The sequence below is a fragment of the Spirosoma daeguense genome (assembly GCF_054776875.1).
In genome coordinates, this window is sequence record NZ_BAAHBF010000008.1 from 240820 (window position 1) to 261790 (window position 20971).

The window sequence follows — 20971 nt, forward strand, 5'->3', positions numbered from 1 at the left end:
CTTTGTTTCGCTGATTAAGGATTTTGACCTACTGTAACGACAAGCCATTAGACGGGGTTGGTAACATTCGTCACAAAACGTATTGAGAATAATGACAAGTGATATAAACAAAAAAAGCTCGCAGTAGAACATTAATCTACTGCGAGCTTTGAGTACTGATAATCAATACTTATTCGCCGGCACTTTCGGGGAATTTCTCGACAATACGTTCGGCTTCCCGGCTCAGTTGAGCTGTAATACGGGAAGGGTTTGCCAATGCGTTTTCAACTGATCCACGCCAAACTAGTTTGCGGGTTTTCGCATCAACCATATCAACGACCAGTGTCCCGGCTTTGTAATTTTCTTCCCGATATTGAGGTGCCGACCAGCCCCACCAGCTAGGTCCCCAGCCACGATAACCCCAACGCCCCCAGCCTAGATAGGGGCCGTAGATAGATGAAGAAGGTGTAGAAACAGTACGTGTTTTGTTTTCTACAAAGAAGTGGTATCCAACAAGCAAATCAGGCTTACTTTTATCTTCTTTCAGACCTTTTTCCTGCAATACACTACTCATCGTATTTTCAACACTTTCCGTTGCCAACTGATTATAATATACCGGATTTTGACCTGCTTTTACGTCTGAGTCCATCCATGTAAACGTTTTATACTTATTAAAGTCAGCTTTACTGCTTTTATCGACCGCTACGCGGGGCGAGCAGCCAAAAGCTACAGCCAATAGGCCGATCATCATCACGAATCCTTTCATAACGTTTGTTGTCTATTTGTCTATAAAACGAATAGACATTGAGGATGTTTGATTCATGTGAGCTTTTGGCACCTTACTACGTTAGTACAAAACGGGATGTTTTTTATGCCAGGACGTAGCATCCTGATACGCTTTGGCCACAGCCAGTACTTTACCTTCTTCAAAAAGTTGTCCCATGAACGTAATGCTGGTCGGCAGATTCTGTTTGGAGAAACCATTCGGCAGCACGACACACGGATGGCCAGTCAAATTTGTAAGCGTAAGATTACCACCGGCATACGTGGGCGATACGTATACATCTACTCTGGCTTTTTTGAGTTGCGTGGCCATGTCGTTGATGAGCTTGGTACGTGCCCGATTGGCCTGAATGTATTCAACAGCCGGAACGAACCGTGAAGAACGAAAAGAATTCGGCCAGGCATTTTTAGTCTGCCGAGTCAGTAAATCATCTTTTCCCGAACGGGTAAGTTCATCAAATGAAGCAGCCGCTTCGACACCCAATAAGAACGATATTCGGTTGGCTGGCACTTCCGTTGGCAAGTCAAAAGGAATTAATTCAGCGCCCAAACTACGTAGCGTTTGTAGCGTGAGTGAGTCGTTGGAACGGTTAGGATAATTGCTTTCAAACGCTTTTTTGACATAGCCAATTCGCGTACCTTTTAAATTGACCAAAGGAGCGTAACGAAAGGGGGCTGCCATAACCGTTGGATCGTTGCCATCGGGGCCGTAAATAGCGTTGAAAACCAGCGCGCAATCTTCTACCGACCGGGTAATTGGCCCAATTTTATCCATGCTCCAGCTCAACGCCATTGCCCCATGACGGCTGACACGGCCAAACGTGGGGCGTAGTCCAGTGGTACCGCAAATCGTTGATGGTGAAACGATTGAGCCCAGTGTTTCGGTGCCAATGGCAAACGGCAATAAACCTGCCGATACGCTTGAGGCTGATCCGGCCGACGAGCCACTGGAACCATTATTCGTGTTCCATGGATTACGGGTCATGCCACCGAACCAGACGTCGCCCATGGCCAGCGCACCCAGCGTCATTTTACCACAAAGCACGGCTCCGGCTTCTTCGAGTCTTCGAATTACCGTAGCGTCCATATCAATTTTCTGGTCTTTGTATGGGTCTGCTCCCCAGGTCGTTTTGTAGTCTTTGGTTGCCAGCAAATCTTTAGCTCCATAGGGAATGCCATGTAGAGGCCCCCGGTATTTTCCGGCTTTCAATTCGGCATCGGCACGTCGGGCCTGACGTAGTGCCAGATCATCTGTCAACGAGATTACGCAATGTAATTTAGCGTCATAAGTCTTGAGCCGTTCCAGGAAAAATGTTGTTAATTCAACGGACGAAATCTGTCTGGTTCGGATAAGCTGGCCCAACTGACCAACTGTGTAGTACGCTAGCTCTTCCCGATTTTTGGATAGGACGATTTTCTCGGGGGCCGATGCTTTAAACGACGATGCGCCGATTGGCATCACAAAACCAGACGGTAATGGATTAAAATAAAGAGCCGGTGCTACGTCGTTCGGTAGATCAATTTTACGCAGTGCCTCGTAATTTTGCCGGGCATTGTTCAGATTATCGAGCATCGAATCCCGTTCGGAAGGCGTAAATTCCAGGCCGAAAACTCGAGCTGCTACGTTGACCATATCGGCAGTTATCGGCTTTTTGTCGTCATCGCTATTGACAAAAGCTCCAAGTAAAAAACTACCAATGCAGGCGACAAGAAGAAGGGAAAATTGTTTCATAATTCAGGTTATTCAGAAGTGATAACCCAAATTAATGCAATGCACGTACTAAGCCGATTGTAGGCGTAAAAATTCTTCGTGTAATCGAATGATTTGTGGCACTAACAACTGACTTTCGTCATTGTGTACTACGTAGTTGGCCAGCTTAAACCGGTCGTCGTCGGTAATCTGACGGGCAATAATGTTGAGAATTTCCTCGCGCGAGCGGTGCGGGTCGCGTTTGTGAATGCGCTCGATACGTAGTTCGGCAGGTGCATGAACCACAATCACTTTGTTGAGGGAGTTATTATCTCCGGCTGCTTTCATAATCGCAGCTTCTTTAATGACGTAGGGCTTCCCAATCTGCTGACTCACCCATAAATCTGTATCGGCAAATACGCGCGGATGAATAACCGCGTTCAACGCTTTTAGCAGATCGGGATTTGCAAATACCTGTGCGGCCACCCATGCCCGATTATAACGCCCTAACGCATCATAAGCATTACTGCCAAGAACGCGGCTAATATCAGCTTTTAGAATAGGATCGTGCTCAGTGAGCCATTTAGCGCGTTCGTCAGCTTCGTAAACGGGAATGCCTAAAGCCCGAAAAACATGACAAACTGTACTTTTGCCAGAGCCAATACCGCCCGTTACGCCTATTTGAAGTGGAGTCATAAATGAGTGCAGGAGGCAAAGACAAACAATAAACGTAGTAGCCTATTTCTTCGCTTTTGTAGTACTAGTCGGTGGCGACAATAATTCACCCACTTCGAAACTCACGGCCACCCGGTCGGCGCTGGCACGTAGTAACGGATGACGTAATGAGTTGACGGGCAACTCTTCGTCATAATTATCAGCGATACGTTTTCGAGGTATTCTGACCAGTATTGTATCGGGCAAGCCACGGACCAGTTTGGCCGGTCCTTCAATCTGGATGGTTCGGGGAGTCAGGTTAATAACGCTCGAAACAACGTAGCGAGGGGCCAGATTTATATGTGCGCTATCGGGTTTCAACTGAACCGTTTTGCTTAAGCGACGGTCGAAACTAATCGCCACTGTATCGGCTATCACATGGTTAACGTGTAATTTTTTGGAGTGTTCGGCTAATGATGCCGTAAGGGATGCCGTATTAATGGCATTGGTCTGCAACGGATTTTTAACAACGTAGTTAATCGGCTCTGTCCGAAAAGGTAACCACGAATGACGTAACAGTCCCCAACCGTCGCTTGATACGTTAACCAGTACGGTGCGTGGCAATGGCGACGTTGGTATAAAGAGCGAGTCATTATAGACAAACCGAATCGGATACTCAACATTGAGTGTGTAACCCGGTTTGTTTAACTCGCTTAGAAACCAGAACAACGTAGCAGCTCCCAAACAGAGCAACGCTTTGACTGGTTGGAAAGAGCGGACGTTTTGCGTATGGGTGCTCACAGAGGGGAGGACACGTTTCAAATTCCAGGTTTCATGTTCCAGATTTTACCGACTAAACCAGAATCTGGAACATGAAACAACCTTGAAGTTACTTGCTTTCTTCGGCTGGTTTAGAAGCCTCGCGTGAAATAGACGTTTTCTCGAACGTCATTTTTACGCCACGATCTACTTCCAGCGTAACAGTCGTTCCATCGACCGAAGCAATCTTTCCGTGCAGCCCGCCAATAGTCACTACGTTGTCGCCTTTCTTCATGTTGTCGACAAAGCTTTTCTGGTCTTTCTGCTTTTTCTGCTGCGGACGAATCATGAAAAAGTAAAAAATACCGATGATACCGATCCACAATAATACGTTGTAAATCATCGACGTATTTGAACCGGTAGAGGCTTGTAAAAGAATGGAATACATAGAGTTAGTTACGTTTTGACTCTTGGGATGAGGTAGTTTTGGCGTTCACCATGGCTTTAAAATGCAAATCGGTCATGGCTGGTTCCGTATTCGCAAAGATGGTAATGGTTTTGTTCTGTTCACCACTTTTGCCCCGGCTATTGAAGCGGACACGTACTGATGATTTTGCACCGGGAGCTACGGGTTCGTGCGGCCAGTCGGGCGTAGTGCATCCGCAGGAAGCTGTGATGTTGTTGATAATGAGCGGGAATTCGCCGGTGTTGGTAAAGGCAAAAATGTGTTCAACCGTGTCACCTTCGGTAAGGCTACCAAAGTCAAAAATCTCTTTCTGATCGAAAGTGATTTTGGGCATTTTTCCAGAAGCTTCCTGTTTCGAGGTTTCACCCTGCTGTCGGTTATCGCAGCCTATTTGCCCAGCACTAACAAAGGCTACAGCGGCTACAAGCAACCATTTTTTAAGATGCATTTCTATTGGGTTATTAAGTTGTTGTAAAGTTATAGGGTTATAAAGTTGTAGCGTTACGTCTTGATTAACGCTACAACTTTATAACCCTATAACTTTACAACTAAACATTTATGCGTTCTGCTGTTTGATTTGGGCCATTAGTTTGTCAACATCTTCCAGCAGCCGTTCTGCTTTTTCGCGGGCATCGTTAACTACCCGTTGCCCTTCGTTTTTCGACGAATTTTCGGGTAAATCAACGGAGTTTCCTAAATCATCGAGCAGCATATTGATCTGTTCCCGGTATTTCGATAAGCGAAAAGAAAGTCTGTCGCGGGTAATTTTCCCCTTGTCGGGCGCATAGAGCATGCCAAGGAGCGAACCGGCGGCAATACCGGTCAGTAAAAAGGTTAAATCACGGCCAAGTCTGTTCATGTCACTAACGTTATAAGGTTTTCGAGTTATAGAGTTTTAAGTAGGGCAGAGTTGGTTTCAATGGTATACCATTTTACATCCGCTCCGGTAGCCCGGCTTACAACTTTACGACTACATAACTCTATTTATTGTCCAGTAGCCCACGTCCGCTTTTGCGTAAACGGCCAGAGGCTTGTAATTTCTCCGACAGATTATCTAGTATTCCATTGACAAATTTACCGCTTTTAGGCGTACTATAGCCCTTTGCCAACTCGATATATTCATTAATCGTTACTTTCACCGGAATGTTTGGGAAGCTTAGTAGCTCACAAACAGCCAGTTTTAGAATGATCTGATCAAGTATCGCTACGCGCTCTACGTCCCAGTTTTGAAGCTGGTCGGCCAGTAATTGTTCATATTCGGTCTCGTTCTCGATTGATTTCTGAAATAATGTATTCAGAAATAACTCATCTTCTTCCCAATCGTCGGTAAGCGGTTCAAGTTGCAAACCCGTTGCGCTATGAACCGATTTCAACGTTCGAATTGCCAGCCCACGAACTACCTCACTGTTTTCGGCCCAACTCAAATCAATTTCGGCCAAATGTCCACGAATGGTTTCATGCTTGAATATCAGAGTTCTAAGCACGTATTGTGCCAATGTTTGATCTTCGTCGGCGGTGTGGGTACGTTGGTCACAATAGGCCCGATACGTATCGTCGGTTTTAAGCACTTCACGCACGGCTTTTCTGACAAAAGGCAGATCGTCGGCCCACGTAATGTTGTGGCGAAGTGCTTCGTTACGTAGTGGCTGATGTTCGGCCAGTGCCTGCACTACGGTGTTATCGTTCAGATCCGATTCAAATGGGAAAGGTGTTTCATCGGGATCGCGATACTGACGCTCACGGTCAACACGTGTTGCACGCCCAAGATCGACCAGCAGCAGCATTACTCGCAAATAATCGTCGTAAATTCCGTTGACCTGCTTAATCATCATCTGCGACAGATGGGTGCGGTCTTTTTTAGTGCGAGCCTGATAGAAGATAAAACCATCATTGGCGGCTTTCAGAACTTGCCGTGGAGCCTCGTTATCCTGAGCGGGCTGATTGGTTTTGATAGCTTCCAGAAAGAGTACCTCGGCTAGTTTTCTGTAACCTTCGAGTTGCCGTTTATTCTGCGGCTCCATCGAGTTGAGATCTGGCTGAAAAATGTCATTGATGCCATCGATGGCTAATTGTTGATTGGAGAATTGGGCCTGTCGAAGCGCATAGAGTGCCTGCATGACCTTTATTCGAAGTAGTCGCCTATTGAGCATCTGCCTGAATCTGATAAACTGCCGGTAGGAAAAAGAACTGATTTTTCTACAAAATTAAAGCTTTTTGCTGGAAATGGCAAGGAAAAAGCGCGGGGCATGGGTCAGGGATAGCTTGGAGAAGGGTTTTTAGGGAATGCATGACCTGAATAGTACAAACGGTTTTTGGCCATTCCATCCTTACACCGCCCCTTGCCACCCCTGCCCCAAGCCCTACGCTTTTTCCTCTGCAACTTTTCCGAACACCCTACGGTTAGGAAATAAAGCCTGTCGACGTCTTTGTGAAAGCTCTAGCTTATCTCAACAAATACCTGGTTAAGTACAAGTGGTACCTAATTCTGGGAACGATTTTCACGATTATCTCCAACCTGTTTGGCATTTTTCCGGCGCAATTAGTACGTTATGCGCTGGATCTGGTGCGCGAAACACTGGATGTATATTATCTCTACGACAAATCTCCGCTGCAAGCCGATCTGTATTCCATTTTCGGGGTCAGTATTCTGTTGTTCGGTGTACTCACGCTAGTGATGGCGCTGCTGAAAGGGTTTTTTCTTTTTCTGGTGCGTCAGACGCTTATTGTTATGTCACGGCATGTTGAATACGATCTGAAAAACGAGATATATGACCATTACCAGACACTCCCGCTCAGCTTCTACCGTCAGCATAACACCGGCGATTTGATGGCGCGGATTTCGGAAGATGTGAGTAAAGTGCGTATGTACATTGGGCCAAGTATTATGTATGGTCTGAACCTGATCGTACTGTTTATTCTGGTTATCAGCTACATGGTGAGCATTAACGCCCGATTATCGTTGTACGTACTACTTCCGCTCCCGATTCTGTCGGTAGCCATTTATCTGGTCAACAATATTATTATTCAACGCTCGGAAGAAATTCAACGGTCATTGTCGCGTTTGTCGACGTATGTACAGGAAGCGTTTTCGGGAATTAGGGTATTGAAAGCATTTGTGCAGGAAGATAACTCGGCCGCTAAGTTTGCGATTGAAAGTGATGAGTACCGTGCCAAATCGCTTGGTTTGACTCGTGTCGATTCGCTGTTTTTTCCCATCGTTGCCATTCTGGTTGGGTTGAGTAACGTACTGGTTGTGTATGTGGGCGGGCAGGAAATTCTGGCTGGTCGGCTTACGCCGGGTAATATCACCGAGTTCATTCTCTACGTCAATATGCTGACTTGGCCCGTAATGGCGCTCGGCTGGACGACCAGTCAGACACAACGGGCGGCTGCATCGCAGGAACGTATCAACGAGTTTTTACGGATAAAAACCGATATCGTTTCGCAGAAAAATCTGCAACATATCATCAGCGGGGGTATTACATTTAAGAACGTCCGGTTTGTGTATCCCGATTCAGGAATTGTTGCCATCAAAGATTTTTCGATGAATGTTCGGGCTGGCGAAAGCGTAGCGATTCTGGGTACGACGGGGTCAGGGAAAAGTACGCTGGCCAATCTGCTGACCCGGATGTATGACGTAACAAATGGCGAAATTCGGGTCGATGATATTCCAATTAAAGATTATAATTTGACCTCGCTACGTGAGCAGATGGGCTACGTACCACAGGACGTCTTCTTATTTTCCGAAACCATCAGTAACAATGTTCGTTTTGGCAAACCCGATTTGCCACAGGAGCGGGTAGATCAGGCGCTACGTGATGCTGATTTGTATCAGAACGTATTGAGTTTCCCCGAGCAGTTCGATACGCGTGTGGGCGAACGTGGTGTTACGTTGTCGGGCGGTCAGAAACAGCGGTTGAGTATTGCACGCGCCATCGCCCGTGATCCTAAAATCCTGATTCTGGATGATTGCCTGTCGGCTGTCGATACCAACACCGAAAACATCATTCTCAACAACCTGCAACGTATCATGGCCGACCGGACGTCCGTCGTGATTTCGCACCGGGTTTCCTCCGCCAAACTTGCCGACCACATCATCATGCTCGACGATGGCGAAATCATCGAACAGGGAACTCACGAAGAACTCCTTGCCCTAAACGGCGCCTACCGCGAACTCTACGAAAAACAGTTGCAAACGGAGGAAGTGTAATTGATTTATAGATTTTGATTGTCATCAGGCGGAGATAGTTGGTATCTTCGCCTGAGTTGTTTTGTAATAGTACTATTACTAATTGGGTATGGCTACAGGAAATCCCCGCGTCTGGTTCAAAAGCATTTCATTAGAAAACATCCGCTCTTTCGGTACGAATCAGAAAGTCGATTTTACTGGCAAGGATGGTAAGATAGCTCAGTGGAATGTAATTCTGGGAGATAATGGAACAGGTAAAACAACTGTCCTGAAAGCCCTGGCCGTTATTACAGGTAGAGCTACCAATAGCGATATTATTCCAATGGTTAGAAATAACGGTGAGCGTCCATCAATCAGAGGAATCATTGATACTGGAGAAAAGAGCTTTGACCTATTCAGTAATATTAATTTACAAGCTTTTAAGAATGTTGGCCTATTTGTATCATCAAGTTATTTAGCTAAAAATTACAATGAACTTGGAGAGCAATTTGTTCTTTGTGCTTATGGAGCGGCAAGGCGAATAGGGCCTCCTGAAAATGTGCAAGACCAGACAAATACGGTTGTCAGCTTATTTAATGAAACAGCTCATTTGACCAGTGCAGAATCTTGGTTATTGGAAGCAGAGCTAAATTATTTAAAGGGTAACAATTCTAAAGACTATTACGAATTAGTGAAGCGGTCTTTACTAAAACTCTTTAGAGGAGAGGTTGAAGAAATTAAATCTAAAGGCTATAATAGCTCGGCAACTGTATTTTTTGAAACTCAATACGGAGATGTGATGATGCGGGAATTAAGTCTAGGTTATAAAACGCTAATTGCCTGGATAGTTGACTTTGCAAAAACCTTATTTAGTTATTACTCAAATAGCGAAAATCCACTTGCCGAACCCGCCGTTTGTTTAGTCGATGAAATTGATTTGCATTTACATCCTAAATTTCAACGTACCATTATTCAGTTTCTAACTGATACGTTTCCCAATACACAATTTATTGTTACGGCGCATAGCCCGTTGATTGTGCAATCGGCAGAGGATGCGAATATTATTCTATTGAAACGAGAAGGCGATGAAACCCATGTTGCTGATGGAATTGATGTACACAGCTGGCGTATCGACCAGATTTTAAGCAGTGACTTATTTGGAGGTATCGGTGGCCGTTCACCTGACGTAGAAGAAAAGATGAAACGTCGCCGGGCATTACTACGGCAAAATGAAATGACCGTCGAAGAAAAGGCAGAGTTTAATGCTCTCGAAAAAGAGTTAGGCAACTTGCCCGTTAGCGAGTCTCGCGAAGCCCTTAAAGCTTTAGATATTATAAGCCAGGCACTTATCAAGCAATAATTACAAGTGGTAAAAATTGATAAGTCAACAGTTGATGTTCCGGCAATACTCACAAAAGAAGGTCGGGGCGGAATGGCAACAAATGCGTTAATTCAGAGAGCTGAAGCTGGTACTCCGACGTTTGAGTTTGATAGTAGCATTTATGGACATAAATCTGTCAAAGTGTTGCTACGTCAATTGCAACATGGGAAATGTTGTTTCTGTGAAGACCATATTGCGCATGTTGAACATGGTGATGTTGAGCATTTTCGACCGAAAGGTGGTTTTCAAAAAGATGAATTGCAATCATTACAGACACCTGGTTATTATTGGCTTGCTTACGACTTTTACAATCTATTTTACTGCTGTCAGATTTGCAATCAGGTTTATAAAAAGAACTACTTTCCACTTGCCGACGAAAACAAACGTGTTCGCTCGCATAGTGAAGATTTTCGATTGGAGGATAGTTTACTAATTCATCCAGAATTAGATAATCCTGCTGAACATCTAACTTTTGTGGGTGAAGTTATCAAACCGGTAAATGGTTCTCAAAAAGGTATTGAAACGATTAAACGAACAGGTTTAGAGAGGCCAGAATTAGAAGATGATCGTTTTGTCTATTTAAAGACATTACGTATTCTGGCTGCGGTAGCAAGAGGTGATGGGCCACAAGCCCAAAATGCTCGAGAGCATTTTAAAGAAATTGGTAAATCGTCTGCAATATATTCTCTTATGGTTCGCGCGAATTTTCGGGATTTGGTTTGACGCATGAATTGAATCAAAACCATAGCAAGAGCTTACTCAATCACCCACCAGCCGTAGCTTTCGGGAGCTAGCTCTACGGTTAATTCGACTTCGTAATTTCGATTTAGTCGGTATGATTTGGGCTTGCCTTCGCCCTGACGTATTAGGACCGTTTCGTGGAGGCCGGTGTAGTATAGTGGCAACGTAATGGTACGTGAAATCTTTGTTTTGAGTGGATTGAAAAGCATAACCAGCCCTTTCTGTTTTGAGCTTGGGTCTACGTGCAGGAAACCATCCCAGTCGCGGCCGTCGGCACGGCGTAGGTGAATCAGGTCGGCGTTGAGAATGGTTCGGTATTTCTTGTACCAGTCAATGACCTTTGTTACGGTACGTTTGGTTTCGTCAGTATCGTATAAACGTGGACCGCGATAACAGGCTTGTACGCCAGCACCGTAATATTGCATCATCAGTTGCTCATAATCAGAAAGATGCTCACTGAGGGGTTCCAGAACCGCTTCGGGGCCACCGCCCTGATACTTGGTAAGCGGTACGAATCCCCAGCCCATCGCGGGTGTTTTCTCCCACGTACCGTCGAAGATATTCTGTCGATTCAGGAGTTTCTGTTGCTCGCGGGATAGTGAAAAGTTGACCTCCCGATAGCCCAGCGCAATCTTATTTGTACCATCCATGAAATACCAGTCGGGCGCGTTGATGTAAATGCCCTTTTCGTTCAGAAATCGGTAAAACCCCTTCTGCATTTCCATTTGCACCCACTGCGAATCGTCCAATCCTTTATGGCCCGGATGTTTGGTCGATGCACAGACATCGCCGGGGTAGGGACCGTCATGTTCAAGCAAATCGAAGCCAGTTTCGGTAATGAATTTCTTTAGTTTGTTCAGGTAATCGATTCCCCACTGACTAGCCAGACAAGGCGCATGGCCGAAAAACGCTCCTTTATCAGGAAGGCCGGTTTTGGGGTCTATTACGTCGGTTTCATCGTCAATCCGGCGGCTGCTGAATAGTGAATAGCCACCAAGCAGAATTTTTCGGCTGTGGGCATAATCAGCCAGTGCTTTGAATTTCTGGATGTTGGCATCGCTGACGTCTTCCATGTTCAGACCACTGCCAAAGCTGAGAATCACCATTTCATAGCCCGTCTCTACGCATTGGTCGATGGCGCGTTTAACCACCGCAGGATCAGTACTGACAAGGTGCATGAAAATAGGATTCTGCGTAGTCCAGGGCGTAACGGTTCGGTAGAAACGACGACGCGCTAATCCATTGCGTTCGCGGTCGTATGAATCCAGCAACAGCTCATTGCTACGTATCGACGTATACGTTTGGCCGGGTTCCAACGTAACACCGATGCCGAGCGTCGGATATACTTCGAGCAGACAGGGCGTCTCGTAATTATAATTGACCTGCGAGGTATAAAGTGAATCGGTTTTCCAGTGCGTGGCCTGATCCGATAGATCGTAGCGCATGGCGTTGTTAAACGCAAAGTTGTTCTCGATATAAATACGCTGCGGTTTCTTCATCTGGTCGGGCTTACCAACCACCGCCGATTCTTCTTCGGGCGTTGCCAGAATTTCGTTCACAACCTGATCGATACGTAGTGGATTCTGACTTTTATTCTCAATCGTTACCCATTTGCAAAGTGTCGGAATGCCATCGTAAAGGACGTAGTGAACGGCTACGTCGATGCCTTTTAATTCAGGAAGACTGGATTGAAACAGTAGCGTAAGTTCTTTGCCTGATGGCTGTTTTTTGTTTAATGTCCAAGTACGTGACTGCCAATTGATATATGGTTTCGGCGACGTAACGCTAAAGGATTTAAACTGAAAATCGGTTGAATTTGCGGTGAAACTATCGAGCCATTCTTCGCGGAGATAGGCATGTTCTTTCTGGCCGTAAAGTCCGCCAACGCGATACGTCTTTCCATTCAACGTTAGCATCGCTTCGGGACGTATCGAGCGTACAAACTGCTCCTGAGTAACCAGATGCTGATAATCAACCGTAGCCAGATTGGGCGAAACTCGAAACCGTCGGGCGATTAAGCCATTTGCTACTACCAAATCTTTACCGTTGTTGTCCTGATAAACCCCCGCTTTCTGTGAGACGGGCTGAATGAGCCAATCTCCTTTAAAGGCGTTATGTTGGTAAACCGGCAAAGAATTTGTCTGACCAAATCCGTTTAGCAATAGCAGCCAAAAACTGAACAGTAAATAGATACGTATCATCTGAAGAAAAAAGTCATCAAAAATCCAGTTTCGCCAGTTCTTCTACGCGAATATCCAGAGCACACCGAAAATGACCGAGTGGGCAGGCCGTCTTACCATGTAAATTACAAGGTTTGCAGTCAAGTTTTTCGGGCGTTTGAACCACTCGCGATACGTCGGCCAGTGGACCAAAACCAAATTCAGGCACCGTCGAACAGAAAATAGCCGTTGTAGGGGCATTCATGGCCGAACATAAATGCAGCGGTGCCGAATCGTTTACGTAATTCATCGTTGCCTCTTGCTGCAACGCGGCAGATTGTAGCAAACTCAACTTTCCCGCCAGATTCACTACTCTTTCACTACGTCCGGTTGCCTGCCTGATTTTTTCACAATCAGTTGTATCGGTGGGGGCTCCTAATAAATAAATTGTCAGATTTTCGGGCAATGCCTGAATTAATTCTACCCATCGTTCGGGAGGATATTGCTTGGTAAACCAGACCGACATCGGAGCCATACAGATGTAGCGTTGCTGCTGGTATGATTTTACGGCTTCATAATCTGCTCCCGACGGATACAATTTGGGCCGCGCCAACGTAGCACTGACAGAAGCGGCCCGGTTTGCATCCAGTGCTTTAAGCAGTGCGAAATTACGATCAACTTCGTGTACGCCCGGTTCGAATCGGTGTTCGACCTGATGGGTAAAGAAGCGGGAAAACGGATTTTTCGAAAAGCCAATCGTCTGACCAGCACCCGACAACGTAGTAAGCAATCCCATCGTGCCAAATCGTTGCAGATTCAGCACAGCGTCGTATTTTCGGCTGCGAACGATACGTAGCAATCGCCACAAATCCCGATATTTAGTGCCTTTTTTATGCCAGATCAATACGTCATTCAAAAACGGATGATTAGCCAATAAACCTTCATTTCCTTTACGTACCAGTACGTCGAGTGTTGCTTCGGGCCAGGCCGCGTGAAATTGTTCGAGCAGAGCGGTAGCCAGAATGACGTCGCCGATGAAGGCGGTTTGTATAATCAGGAACCGGGGCGAAGTGGTTGTGGTTATCATCAGTACGCTTAATACGTCGTTATGACTGCGTAAATTATTTAGAATGGAAGATTACGAAGTTTATACCCTGCCCAACGGCATTCGAATTGCGCATAAACAAATACCACATACTCAGATTGCTCATTGCGGCATTATGCTCGACATCGGGAGCCGCGACGAGCAGCCGCATCAGCAGGGACTAGCCCATTTCTGGGAACATATGGCTTTCAAAGGTACGGAGAAACGAAAACCCTACCACATCATTACCCGACTGGAAACGGTTGGCGGTGAATTGAATGCGTATACGACCAAAGAAAAAGTCTGTTTTCACGCATCGGTTCTCGACGCCCATTTTGAAAAAGCGACCGAATTGCTGGCTGATATTACGTTTCATTCGGTATTTCCCGAAAAACAGATTGAACGTGAGCGGGGTGTGATTCTGGAAGAAATGGCGATGTATTACGATTCGCCCGAAGATGCCATTCAGGACGATTTTGATGAGCTTGTGTTTCCGAACCATGCGTTGGGCGGAAATATTTTGGGCACGACCGAAACCGTATCGTCCTTTAGTCGCGAAGACCTTCAGCGGTTCATTGCCGAGAATTATGATACCAGTCGGATCGTATTTGCATCGGTGAGCAAACTGCCGTTTAAACAGGTGGTAAAACTTGCCGAAAAATACCTGCGCGACGTACCAACTCAGCAATCGATACGTCTACGTAAAACTCCGACCGACTACGTACCACGTCATACGCGTGTGGAGCGCCCGATTACGCAGGCTCAGTGTGCACTAGGACGACCGGCTTATGGGCTGACGGATGTACGTCGGTTACCGTTTTTTATGCTGGTGAACCTGCTTGGCGGCCCCGGTATGAACTCGCGGCTGAACTTGAATCTGCGCGAAAAATACGGTCTTGTTTACTCGATTGACGCCAGTTATACGCCTTATCTCGACACCGGTTTTCTGGGTATTTATTTTGGCACCGACCCTAAAAAAGTAGACAAGGCGCAATCGCTGATTATGAAGGAATTGAAACGCCTTCGTGAGCAGCCGCTTACTACGTTGCAACTGCATCAGACCAAAGAGCAACTGATAGGGCAACTGGCAATGGCCGAAGAAAGCAACAATAGTTTTATGCTGATGATGGCCAAGAGTCTGCTCGACATCAACCGGGTAGAAGCGTTGACGGATATTTTCAACGATATAAAAGCCGTTACGTCGGAGCAGCTTCAGGATCTGGCGCAGGAAGCGTTCGACGAAAATCAGTTTAGCTCGCTCACATTTGTACCAGAAAAATAAGATAAGGCCCGAACAGGCTCCGGCTGTTTGATTGGGAAGTAGTAATTATAACTTCCGATCAGCATTCAGTTCAAACAGCCGGAGCCTGTTCGGGCCACAATAGTTACTCATTCAGTTATTGGCAATCAAGTATAACTATGACAATCAATGAAGCTCAACGTACCGTCGACGACTGGATAAAAACTGTAGGCGTTCGCTACTTCAACGAACTCACCAACATGGCTATGTTGACCGAAGAAGTAGGCGAAGTAGCCCGAATTATTGCCCGACGCTACGGTGAGCAATCGGAAAAAGAATCGGATAAACAGAAAGATCTGGGCGACGAAATGGCCGACGTTTTGTGGGTGCTTATCTGTTTGGCTAACCAAACCGGAATCGACCTGACGGAAGCGTTTGAGAAGAATCTGGCCAAGAAAAACATCCGTGATGCTACCCGGCATTTGAATAACGAGAAACTGAAATAAATCCATTTCTCAAGCGTATTTATAGTAGAATAAAAGGAAATAGTAGTAGAAAGGCTATGTGGACGTAGCAGATTTATAGGTAAAAAAGTGTAGATTTATCTACGATTTTTTCTTCATCAAGGGTGAATACGTTACTCAACTACGATAAAGCTACGGATGCGCAAATCTGGGACGATTTTCTGCAGGGCAGTAAAGTGGCTTACTCGTTTATGTATGAAAAATATGCCCGCTTGCTCTATAACTATGGCTATAAAATTGCGCAGGATCGCCAGCTAACCGAAGATTGCCTACAGGATTTATTTCTAAACATCCTCGAAACCCGCGAACGGCTCGGCCAGACCGATTCCATCAAATTTTACCTCATGCGCTCCCTTCGGCGCGAAATCGTTCGTAAGCTGAACGGGCAGCAGCGTTTCCTGTCGGGAAGCGAAGAGCAGATCGATTTTAAGGTTGAGTTTTATTACGAACCGACCTGGCTCGATTCGCAAATAAGTCAGGAGCAGTCGGAAGCGGTTTTGCGGGAATTAAACCAGCTTCCCGCCCGGCAGAAAGAAGCGCTGTTCCTGAAATTTTTCGACAATCTGAGTTACGAGGAAATTGCGGGTATCATGGGTATCGAAACCACATCGGCTTATAAAGTGATCTACAAAGCCATTGCTTCCCTCCAGAAACGTATGTCCGCCGACTTGCTGATGCTGTTGTTAATAGCCAGTAGTCGATAAGCAAGGGTTCTATCATTTTCCTGCTAAAAAATTTTCTCTTTCCGAGGGATAATTCGACTTATTATTTTCTTCTGGTGATAAATGGACACGTATCACCGTATGGAGAAGTCTTACCAGCAGTTTACCCTTCGTGACTTTGTACTTGATGAAGCGTTTCGTAAATGGGTTTTTCAGCCCGACGAAATCAACATGACGTACTGGCACACGTTTATGCTGAAAAATCCTGATAAGCAGGCCATAATTGATGAAGCCGCTTCACTGTTGCTGCACCTGAATGCCCGCTATGACGATCTTACCGACGCCAGTCAGCAACGTATTCAGCAGGTAGTCGAACGAGCTTTTGACGATCAGGCTGTCAAGTCAGTTGTGCAGCCACTTTGGGGTTGGCAACGGCCCAAAGCCATTTGGCAGGTTGCCGCATCAATAGTAGGCCTGCTATTAATTGCTGGCGGCATTATTTACTATCAGCTCTTACCGAAACAACAGCAGATCCATACCGCTTTTGGCGAAAACCGGAATGTAACACTACCCGATGGGTCTACCGTATTGCTGAATGGGAACTCTACCCTTACCTACACCGATCAGTGGGACAACGAAGAATCTCGTGAGGTCTGGCTCGATGGGGAAGGTTTTTTCAAGGTGACAAAAAAACAGAACGTAGCAGGACGGGTGAAATTTATTACTCATACACCCGGCCTCGATATTACTGTACTGGGAACGCAGTTTAACGTGAATACCCGCCGGGGAAGTACAGCTGTAACGTTGGTAGAGGGCCGAGTTCAATTGTCGAAGCCCGATGCGCCGTCTGGACGTATCATCGATATGAAACCCGGTCAGTTTGCTTCCACAAAGCCAAGCATTGAAAACGTAGAAATCCGGGAAGAGAAACCCGAACTACATACCTCATGGGTCGACCATCAATTTGTTTTTGACAATACGTCGCTGGCCGACATTGCGCAGCAGCTCCGCGATACGTATGGGCTGGAAATCGTCTTTGAAGATAGCGATCTGGCGAACCGACGGTTTACAGGAAACCTCTCGAACCAGAGCATCGAAACTTTACTGACCACCCTTTCGCTCACATTCGACCTTACTGCTCAGCGCGATGGCAACCGGATCAGTTTACGACATAACCCCTAATTTCTTACCAACAAATTTTACCCGCGACAACCTATGAAGAACCAGTATATTGTCCTTTCCATGCTATTGGTCGGGGTTTATACCATGCCGCAGCCCTCCGTTGCGCAACTTCTGACCCGCGCTCATCGAGGTTATGAAGGCACAACGAGCCAGCAGCAGACGGTGCCAGAAGTGCCGACAAGCCCACGTACGAATCGAGCCCGTTCGCTGAAAAAAGCACTTACGGAGCTTGAGCGTCGATTTACTATCAATTTTGCGTTTGATGAACAACTGTTAGCCGGTCGGCAAACGGAACTGAACCTGGACGGCCTTTCGCTGGAGCAGGCACTGACCCAATTAGTGGATTCACAAGGGCTACGGTATCGTAAAGTGACCGACAAACTGTTTGCTATTCAGGCTCCTTTACAAAAAAACGTAAACGCTGGTCTCCCGGTAGAAGTGGCCGTGCCGATAGCCAGCGAACGTACTGAAACGGTAACACAAGCGGTCAACGCGCCACAGGTCAGACGTATTACCGGAAACGTAACCGATGAAAATAACCAGAGTTTGCCGGGCGCAAACGTCATCGAAACGGGAACCACCAACGGAACCACAACCGATGCCGAGGGTAATTTTGTATTGAACGTCAGCGATGCCGCTACTACGGTAACCATATCGAGTGTAGGTTATACGCGGCAGGATGTGCCAATTGGTAGCAACGGGGTGGTAAATGTAAAACTTGTTCCGGACGATAGAACGCTTAACGAAGTGGTTGTGATTGGTTACCAGACCGTTCGGAAACGGGACGTGACGGGAGCCAACGACGTAGTGAGTCCGACACAGGCCAATAAAGTGACTGCTAACTCACTGGCTGAGTCGATTCAGGGGTTGTCGCCGGGTGTAACGGTACGTAACACGGGCGTGCCCGGTCAGCAGGCTTCCATCCAGATTCGGGGCGTTGCCAGCTTCCTCAACACGGAACCGCTTTATGTTATCGACGGTATGATTGCTGATGCGAACGTAACGATCAATAATGATGATATTGAATCGATTCAGGTGTTGAAAGATGCGTCGGCAGCGGCAATTTACGGTTCGCGGGCGGCAAACGGGGTTATTATTATTACCACCAAACAGGGGAAAGAAGGTCCGGTTAGAATTTCGTTTTCTGCTAAATATGGCGCACAGGACGTTTACAAACGTTGGGATATGATGGATGCGGCCGGTTTTGCCGCTCTCCAGCGCACACAATACCAGAACTCTGGACAGACTCCTCCGGCGAGCGTAGCGACGGGCAGCTTCAATCCGAATATTAACACCGATTGGCAGGATCAGGTGCTACGTACCGGAAGTTTGCAGGATTATAACCTTACACTGTCGGGTGGTACCAAAACCGGTACGTATCTGATTTCGGGCAGCTATTTCAAAAACAACGGTTACGTTATTGGAAGTGGCTTCGACCGGGCCAGCTTGCGGATCAATACAAAAAGCCAGTTCGGCCGTTTTACCTTCGGCGAAAACGCACTGATAACCAATTCGAGTGTAGAGAATTTTCCGGCCGGAAACCCCATCTACGACATGGCCGGGATGTTACCAGTTATTCCGGTGCAAGACCCGCGCTACGTAAGTGCAACGAATCCGGCTGGTTACGGCATTGGTACGTACCCCGACGCTGTTACGTATAACTATAATCCCGTAGCGGCTCGGAATCTGGCTTCCAACAAAAGCAATTTTGCCAAACTGGTCGGTAATGCATTTCTGGACGTAAAACTGGCTGAATGGCTAACGTATCGTGCCAACGCGGGTCTGGAAGTAAGCTTCGATTATACCCAGAACCTCCGCAAAATTGGCGTTTATCAGTACAACGCGGCTGTAGTCCCTAGTTCGATTAGTGAAGATCGGTCGCGCTATTACAGTCTGTTGTTCGAACATACGCTGAATTTCAACAAAACGTTTGGCGCGCACGCTATTAACGGCGTAGTCGGTATCAGCCAGCAAACGGCCCGGCGCGATGGCACAACGGGTGCTCGTACAAATCTTACTACGTCGGGCGATCAGTATTTTACTACGATTGATGCCGCAACGGGTATATCTAATTCGGCTGGAGGCACAGGAACGTACTACCGGATTCTGGGTTACCTCGGACGTATCAACTACGCGTTCAACGATAAATACCTGCTGACGCTGACCGGACGTATCGATCAGGATTCCCGTTTTGGAGCGGAGTACCGTACCGGTTTCTTTCCGTCGGTTGCCGGAGCATGGCGGATTAGTCAGGAGCCATTCTTCAAGGTTAGCTGGATTTCAGACCTGAAGTTGAATGCTTCGTATGGTAAGCTGGGCATTGTGGTGCCAACGCTGGGTTCGTTCCCATATACGGCGTTCATCAACAGCAATCCGCGCACTATTTTCGGGGTCGATCAAACGGCGAACGTTGGTGCATATCAGGCGCAACTGGCAAACCCGTCGCTACGTTGGGAAGAGCGGATTTCGCAAAACTATGGCGTGTCGGCCAGTTTCCTGAACAACAAGGTTACGGCTGAAATCAACGTATATAATTCGCTCTCGTCCGATGCTATTCTGAATCTGGCTGTGCCGGGTTATCTGGGAAATCTTCGGGGCAATCCATATGTAAATACGGCGTCTATTCGCAACCGGGGTGTCGAGTTTTCGGCAACGTACCGAAACAACGAACACGCTTTGAAATGGGACGTATCAGGTAATTTTACGACCATCAAAAACCGGGTCGAAAACATTGGCAATCAGGGTCAAAACACCGATTACATTCAGAGCGGAAACACGCGCTCGAAAGTAGGTAATCCGGTTGGGCAGTGGTACGTACTGAAAACGGCGGGCATTTTCCAGACGCAGGAAGAAGTCAACAACTATAAAAGCGCAAGCGGCAAGGTGATTCAGCCGAATGCTAAACCCGGTGATATTAAGTACGTTGATGCCAACGGCGATGGGCAAATTACGCAGAACGACGACCGTCAGTTTGTAGGCTCGCCCTGGCCGAAATTGCAGGCAGGTGCCCAGTTCAACGCCAGCTATAAGCAGTTTAGTCTGAACGTTCAATTCTTGGGCGTGTTTGGCTACACAATTTACAACGACGTTCGTCGCGGGTTAGACAGCTACCAGAATGTAAACTTCCGTCGGGATATTAATCCTTGGTCGACGTCGAACACAAGTGCTACCGATCCACGTATCGGTCTGGAAGCTGGCGATCAGGGAATTATCTCCAATAATTTTGGCTATACCGACCGTTGGCTGGAGGATGCCTCGTATGTGCGGCTACGTAACGTAGAGGTCGGCTACACACTTCCATCGGCGTTTCTGAACCGGATCAAGGTGCGCAATTCACGGGTGTTTGTGAGTGCGCAGAATCTGTTCACCATTACGAGCTATTCGGGTCTCGACCCTGACGTAACGGGATCGAATATTCAGGAGCGCGGTCTTGATAACGGACACTGGCCTTCACCCCGCGTGATTTCGGTTGGTATAACCGGTGATTTTTAAGGCATAA

General features: G+C 46.8%; 18 protein-coding genes. 8 read left to right on the plus strand and 10 right to left on the minus strand.

Annotated features, from left to right (window positions below):
- Positions 1–169: 169 nt before the first annotated feature.
- From ACYVD4_RS24950 to nusB, 8 genes are all read right to left on the minus strand, one after another.
- A complete protein-coding gene (locus tag ACYVD4_RS24950) occupies positions 170–745 on the minus strand; it encodes a DUF4136 domain-containing protein (protein WP_460950342.1) in 576 nt (191 codons plus the stop codon).
- 81 nt (positions 746–826) lie between these two features.
- Positions 827–2494: an amidase gene (locus tag ACYVD4_RS24955; RefSeq protein WP_460950344.1), complete on the minus strand. Its 1668-nt coding sequence runs from the start codon at positions 2492–2494 to the stop codon at positions 827–829.
- Between the two features lie 48 nt (positions 2495–2542).
- On the minus strand, positions 2543–3148 hold the full coding sequence (coaE, locus tag ACYVD4_RS24960) for a dephospho-CoA kinase (protein WP_460950345.1): 606 nt from the start codon (positions 3146–3148) through the stop codon (positions 2543–2545).
- A gap of 42 nt (positions 3149–3190) precedes the next feature.
- On the minus strand, positions 3191–3907 hold the full coding sequence (locus ACYVD4_RS24965) for a YbbR-like domain-containing protein (RefSeq protein ID WP_460950347.1): 717 nt from the start codon (positions 3905–3907) through the stop codon (positions 3191–3193).
- 88 nt (positions 3908–3995) lie between these two features.
- On the minus strand, positions 3996–4313 hold the full coding sequence (gene yajC, locus ACYVD4_RS24970) for a preprotein translocase subunit YajC (RefSeq protein WP_460950349.1): 318 nt from the start codon (positions 4311–4313) through the stop codon (positions 3996–3998).
- A 4-nt stretch (positions 4314–4317) separates the two neighbouring features.
- Positions 4318–4779 (minus strand): DUF1573 domain-containing protein, encoded by a 462-nt coding sequence (locus ACYVD4_RS24975; protein WP_460950350.1) that lies wholly within the window; start codon positions 4777–4779, stop codon positions 4318–4320.
- A gap of 108 nt (positions 4780–4887) precedes the next feature.
- Positions 4888–5190: a YtxH domain-containing protein gene (locus ACYVD4_RS24980; protein WP_460950351.1), complete on the minus strand. Its 303-nt coding sequence runs from the start codon at positions 5188–5190 to the stop codon at positions 4888–4890.
- 121 nt (positions 5191–5311) lie between these two features.
- The gene (gene nusB, locus ACYVD4_RS24985; RefSeq protein ID WP_460950353.1) at positions 5312–6448 is read right to left on the minus strand and encodes a transcription antitermination factor NusB; all 1137 of its coding nucleotides are present in this window, start codon (positions 6446–6448) and stop codon (positions 5312–5314) included.
- A gap of 311 nt (positions 6449–6759) precedes the next feature.
- On the opposite strand from nusB, the gene ACYVD4_RS24990 reads away from it, so the two are divergent.
- The 3 genes from ACYVD4_RS24990 (at position 6760) to ACYVD4_RS25000 (ending at position 10603) form a co-directional block, all read left to right on the plus strand.
- Positions 6760–8541: an ABC transporter ATP-binding protein gene (locus ACYVD4_RS24990; protein WP_460950355.1), complete on the plus strand. Its 1782-nt coding sequence runs from the start codon at positions 6760–6762 to the stop codon at positions 8539–8541.
- Between the two features lie 88 nt (positions 8542–8629).
- Complete coding sequence (locus ACYVD4_RS24995; RefSeq protein ID WP_460950357.1) at positions 8630–9859, plus strand: AAA family ATPase; 1230 nt, start codon at positions 8630–8632, stop codon at positions 9857–9859.
- Between the two features lie 6 nt (positions 9860–9865).
- Positions 9866–10603, plus strand: a complete 738-nt coding sequence (locus tag ACYVD4_RS25000) for an HNH endonuclease family protein (protein ID WP_460950358.1) — start codon at positions 9866–9868, stop codon at positions 10601–10603.
- Between the two features lie 32 nt (positions 10604–10635).
- Here the strand turns inward: ACYVD4_RS25000 and ACYVD4_RS25005 are convergent, their stop codons facing one another.
- Positions 10636–12822, minus strand: a complete 2187-nt coding sequence (locus tag ACYVD4_RS25005) for an alpha-galactosidase (RefSeq protein WP_460950360.1) — start codon at positions 12820–12822, stop codon at positions 10636–10638.
- Positions 12823–12838: 16 nt separating this feature from the next.
- A complete protein-coding gene (locus ACYVD4_RS25010) occupies positions 12839–13867 on the minus strand; it encodes a glycosyltransferase family 9 protein (protein WP_460950362.1) in 1029 nt (342 codons plus the stop codon).
- A 43-nt stretch (positions 13868–13910) separates the two neighbouring features.
- Here ACYVD4_RS25010 and ACYVD4_RS25015 point away from each other — a divergent pair, with 43 nt between their 5' ends.
- The 5 genes from ACYVD4_RS25015 (at position 13911) to ACYVD4_RS25035 (ending at position 20964) form a co-directional block, all read left to right on the plus strand.
- A complete protein-coding gene (locus ACYVD4_RS25015) occupies positions 13911–15146 on the plus strand; it encodes a M16 family metallopeptidase (protein WP_460950363.1) in 1236 nt (411 codons plus the stop codon).
- Between the two features lie 137 nt (positions 15147–15283).
- Complete coding sequence (locus ACYVD4_RS25020) at positions 15284–15610, plus strand: nucleotide pyrophosphohydrolase (protein WP_460950364.1); 327 nt, start codon at positions 15284–15286, stop codon at positions 15608–15610.
- A gap of 122 nt (positions 15611–15732) precedes the next feature.
- Complete coding sequence (locus ACYVD4_RS25025) at positions 15733–16332, plus strand: RNA polymerase sigma factor (RefSeq protein WP_460950365.1); 600 nt, start codon at positions 15733–15735, stop codon at positions 16330–16332.
- Between the two features lie 99 nt (positions 16333–16431).
- Positions 16432–17472 carry a FecR family protein gene (locus ACYVD4_RS25030; protein WP_460950366.1) on the plus strand — a complete coding sequence of 347 codons (1041 nt, stop codon included), beginning with the start codon at positions 16432–16434 and terminating at the stop codon, positions 17470–17472.
- Between the two features lie 33 nt (positions 17473–17505).
- Positions 17506–20964 carry a SusC/RagA family TonB-linked outer membrane protein gene (locus tag ACYVD4_RS25035; protein WP_460950367.1) on the plus strand — a complete coding sequence of 1153 codons (3459 nt, stop codon included), beginning with the start codon at positions 17506–17508 and terminating at the stop codon, positions 20962–20964.
- Positions 20965–20971 lie beyond the last annotated feature (7 nt).

What these genes read in the sequence shown, in the direction of transcription:
- ACYVD4_RS24955 (WP_460950344.1), bottom strand. Translation starts at nt 2,494, where the DNA reads ATGAAACAATTTTCCCTTCTTCTTGTCGCCTGCATTGGTAGTTTTTTA.
- coaE (WP_460950345.1), bottom strand. Translation starts at nt 3,148, where the DNA reads ATGACTCCACTTCAAATAGGCGTAACGGGCGGTATTGGCTCTGGCAAA.
- ACYVD4_RS24995 (WP_460950357.1), top strand. Translation starts at nt 8,630, where the DNA reads ATGGCTACAGGAAATCCCCGCGTCTGGTTCAAAAGCATTTCATTAGAA.
- ACYVD4_RS25035 (WP_460950367.1), top strand. Translation starts at nt 17,506, where the DNA reads ATGAAGAACCAGTATATTGTCCTTTCCATGCTATTGGTCGGGGTTTAT.
- ACYVD4_RS25015 (WP_460950363.1), top strand. Translation starts at nt 13,911, where the DNA reads ATGGAAGATTACGAAGTTTATACCCTGCCCAACGGCATTCGAATTGCG.
- ACYVD4_RS25005 (WP_460950360.1), bottom strand. Translation starts at nt 12,822, where the DNA reads ATGATACGTATCTATTTACTGTTCAGTTTTTGGCTGCTATTGCTAAAC.
- ACYVD4_RS24980 (WP_460950351.1), bottom strand. Translation starts at nt 5,190, where the DNA reads ATGAACAGACTTGGCCGTGATTTAACCTTTTTACTGACCGGTATTGCC.
- ACYVD4_RS25020 (WP_460950364.1), top strand. Translation starts at nt 15,284, where the DNA reads ATGACAATCAATGAAGCTCAACGTACCGTCGACGACTGGATAAAAACT.
- ACYVD4_RS25030 (WP_460950366.1), top strand. Translation starts at nt 16,432, where the DNA reads ATGGAGAAGTCTTACCAGCAGTTTACCCTTCGTGACTTTGTACTTGAT.
- yajC (WP_460950349.1), bottom strand. Translation starts at nt 4,313, where the DNA reads ATGTATTCCATTCTTTTACAAGCCTCTACCGGTTCAAATACGTCGATG.
- ACYVD4_RS24950 (WP_460950342.1), bottom strand. Translation starts at nt 745, where the DNA reads ATGAAAGGATTCGTGATGATGATCGGCCTATTGGCTGTAGCTTTTGGC.
- nusB (WP_460950353.1), bottom strand. Translation starts at nt 6,448, where the DNA reads ATGCAGGCACTCTATGCGCTTCGACAGGCCCAATTCTCCAATCAACAA.
- ACYVD4_RS25010 (WP_460950362.1), bottom strand. Translation starts at nt 13,867, where the DNA reads ATGATAACCACAACCACTTCGCCCCGGTTCCTGATTATACAAACCGCC.
- ACYVD4_RS24975 (WP_460950350.1), bottom strand. Translation starts at nt 4,779, where the DNA reads ATGCATCTTAAAAAATGGTTGCTTGTAGCCGCTGTAGCCTTTGTTAGT.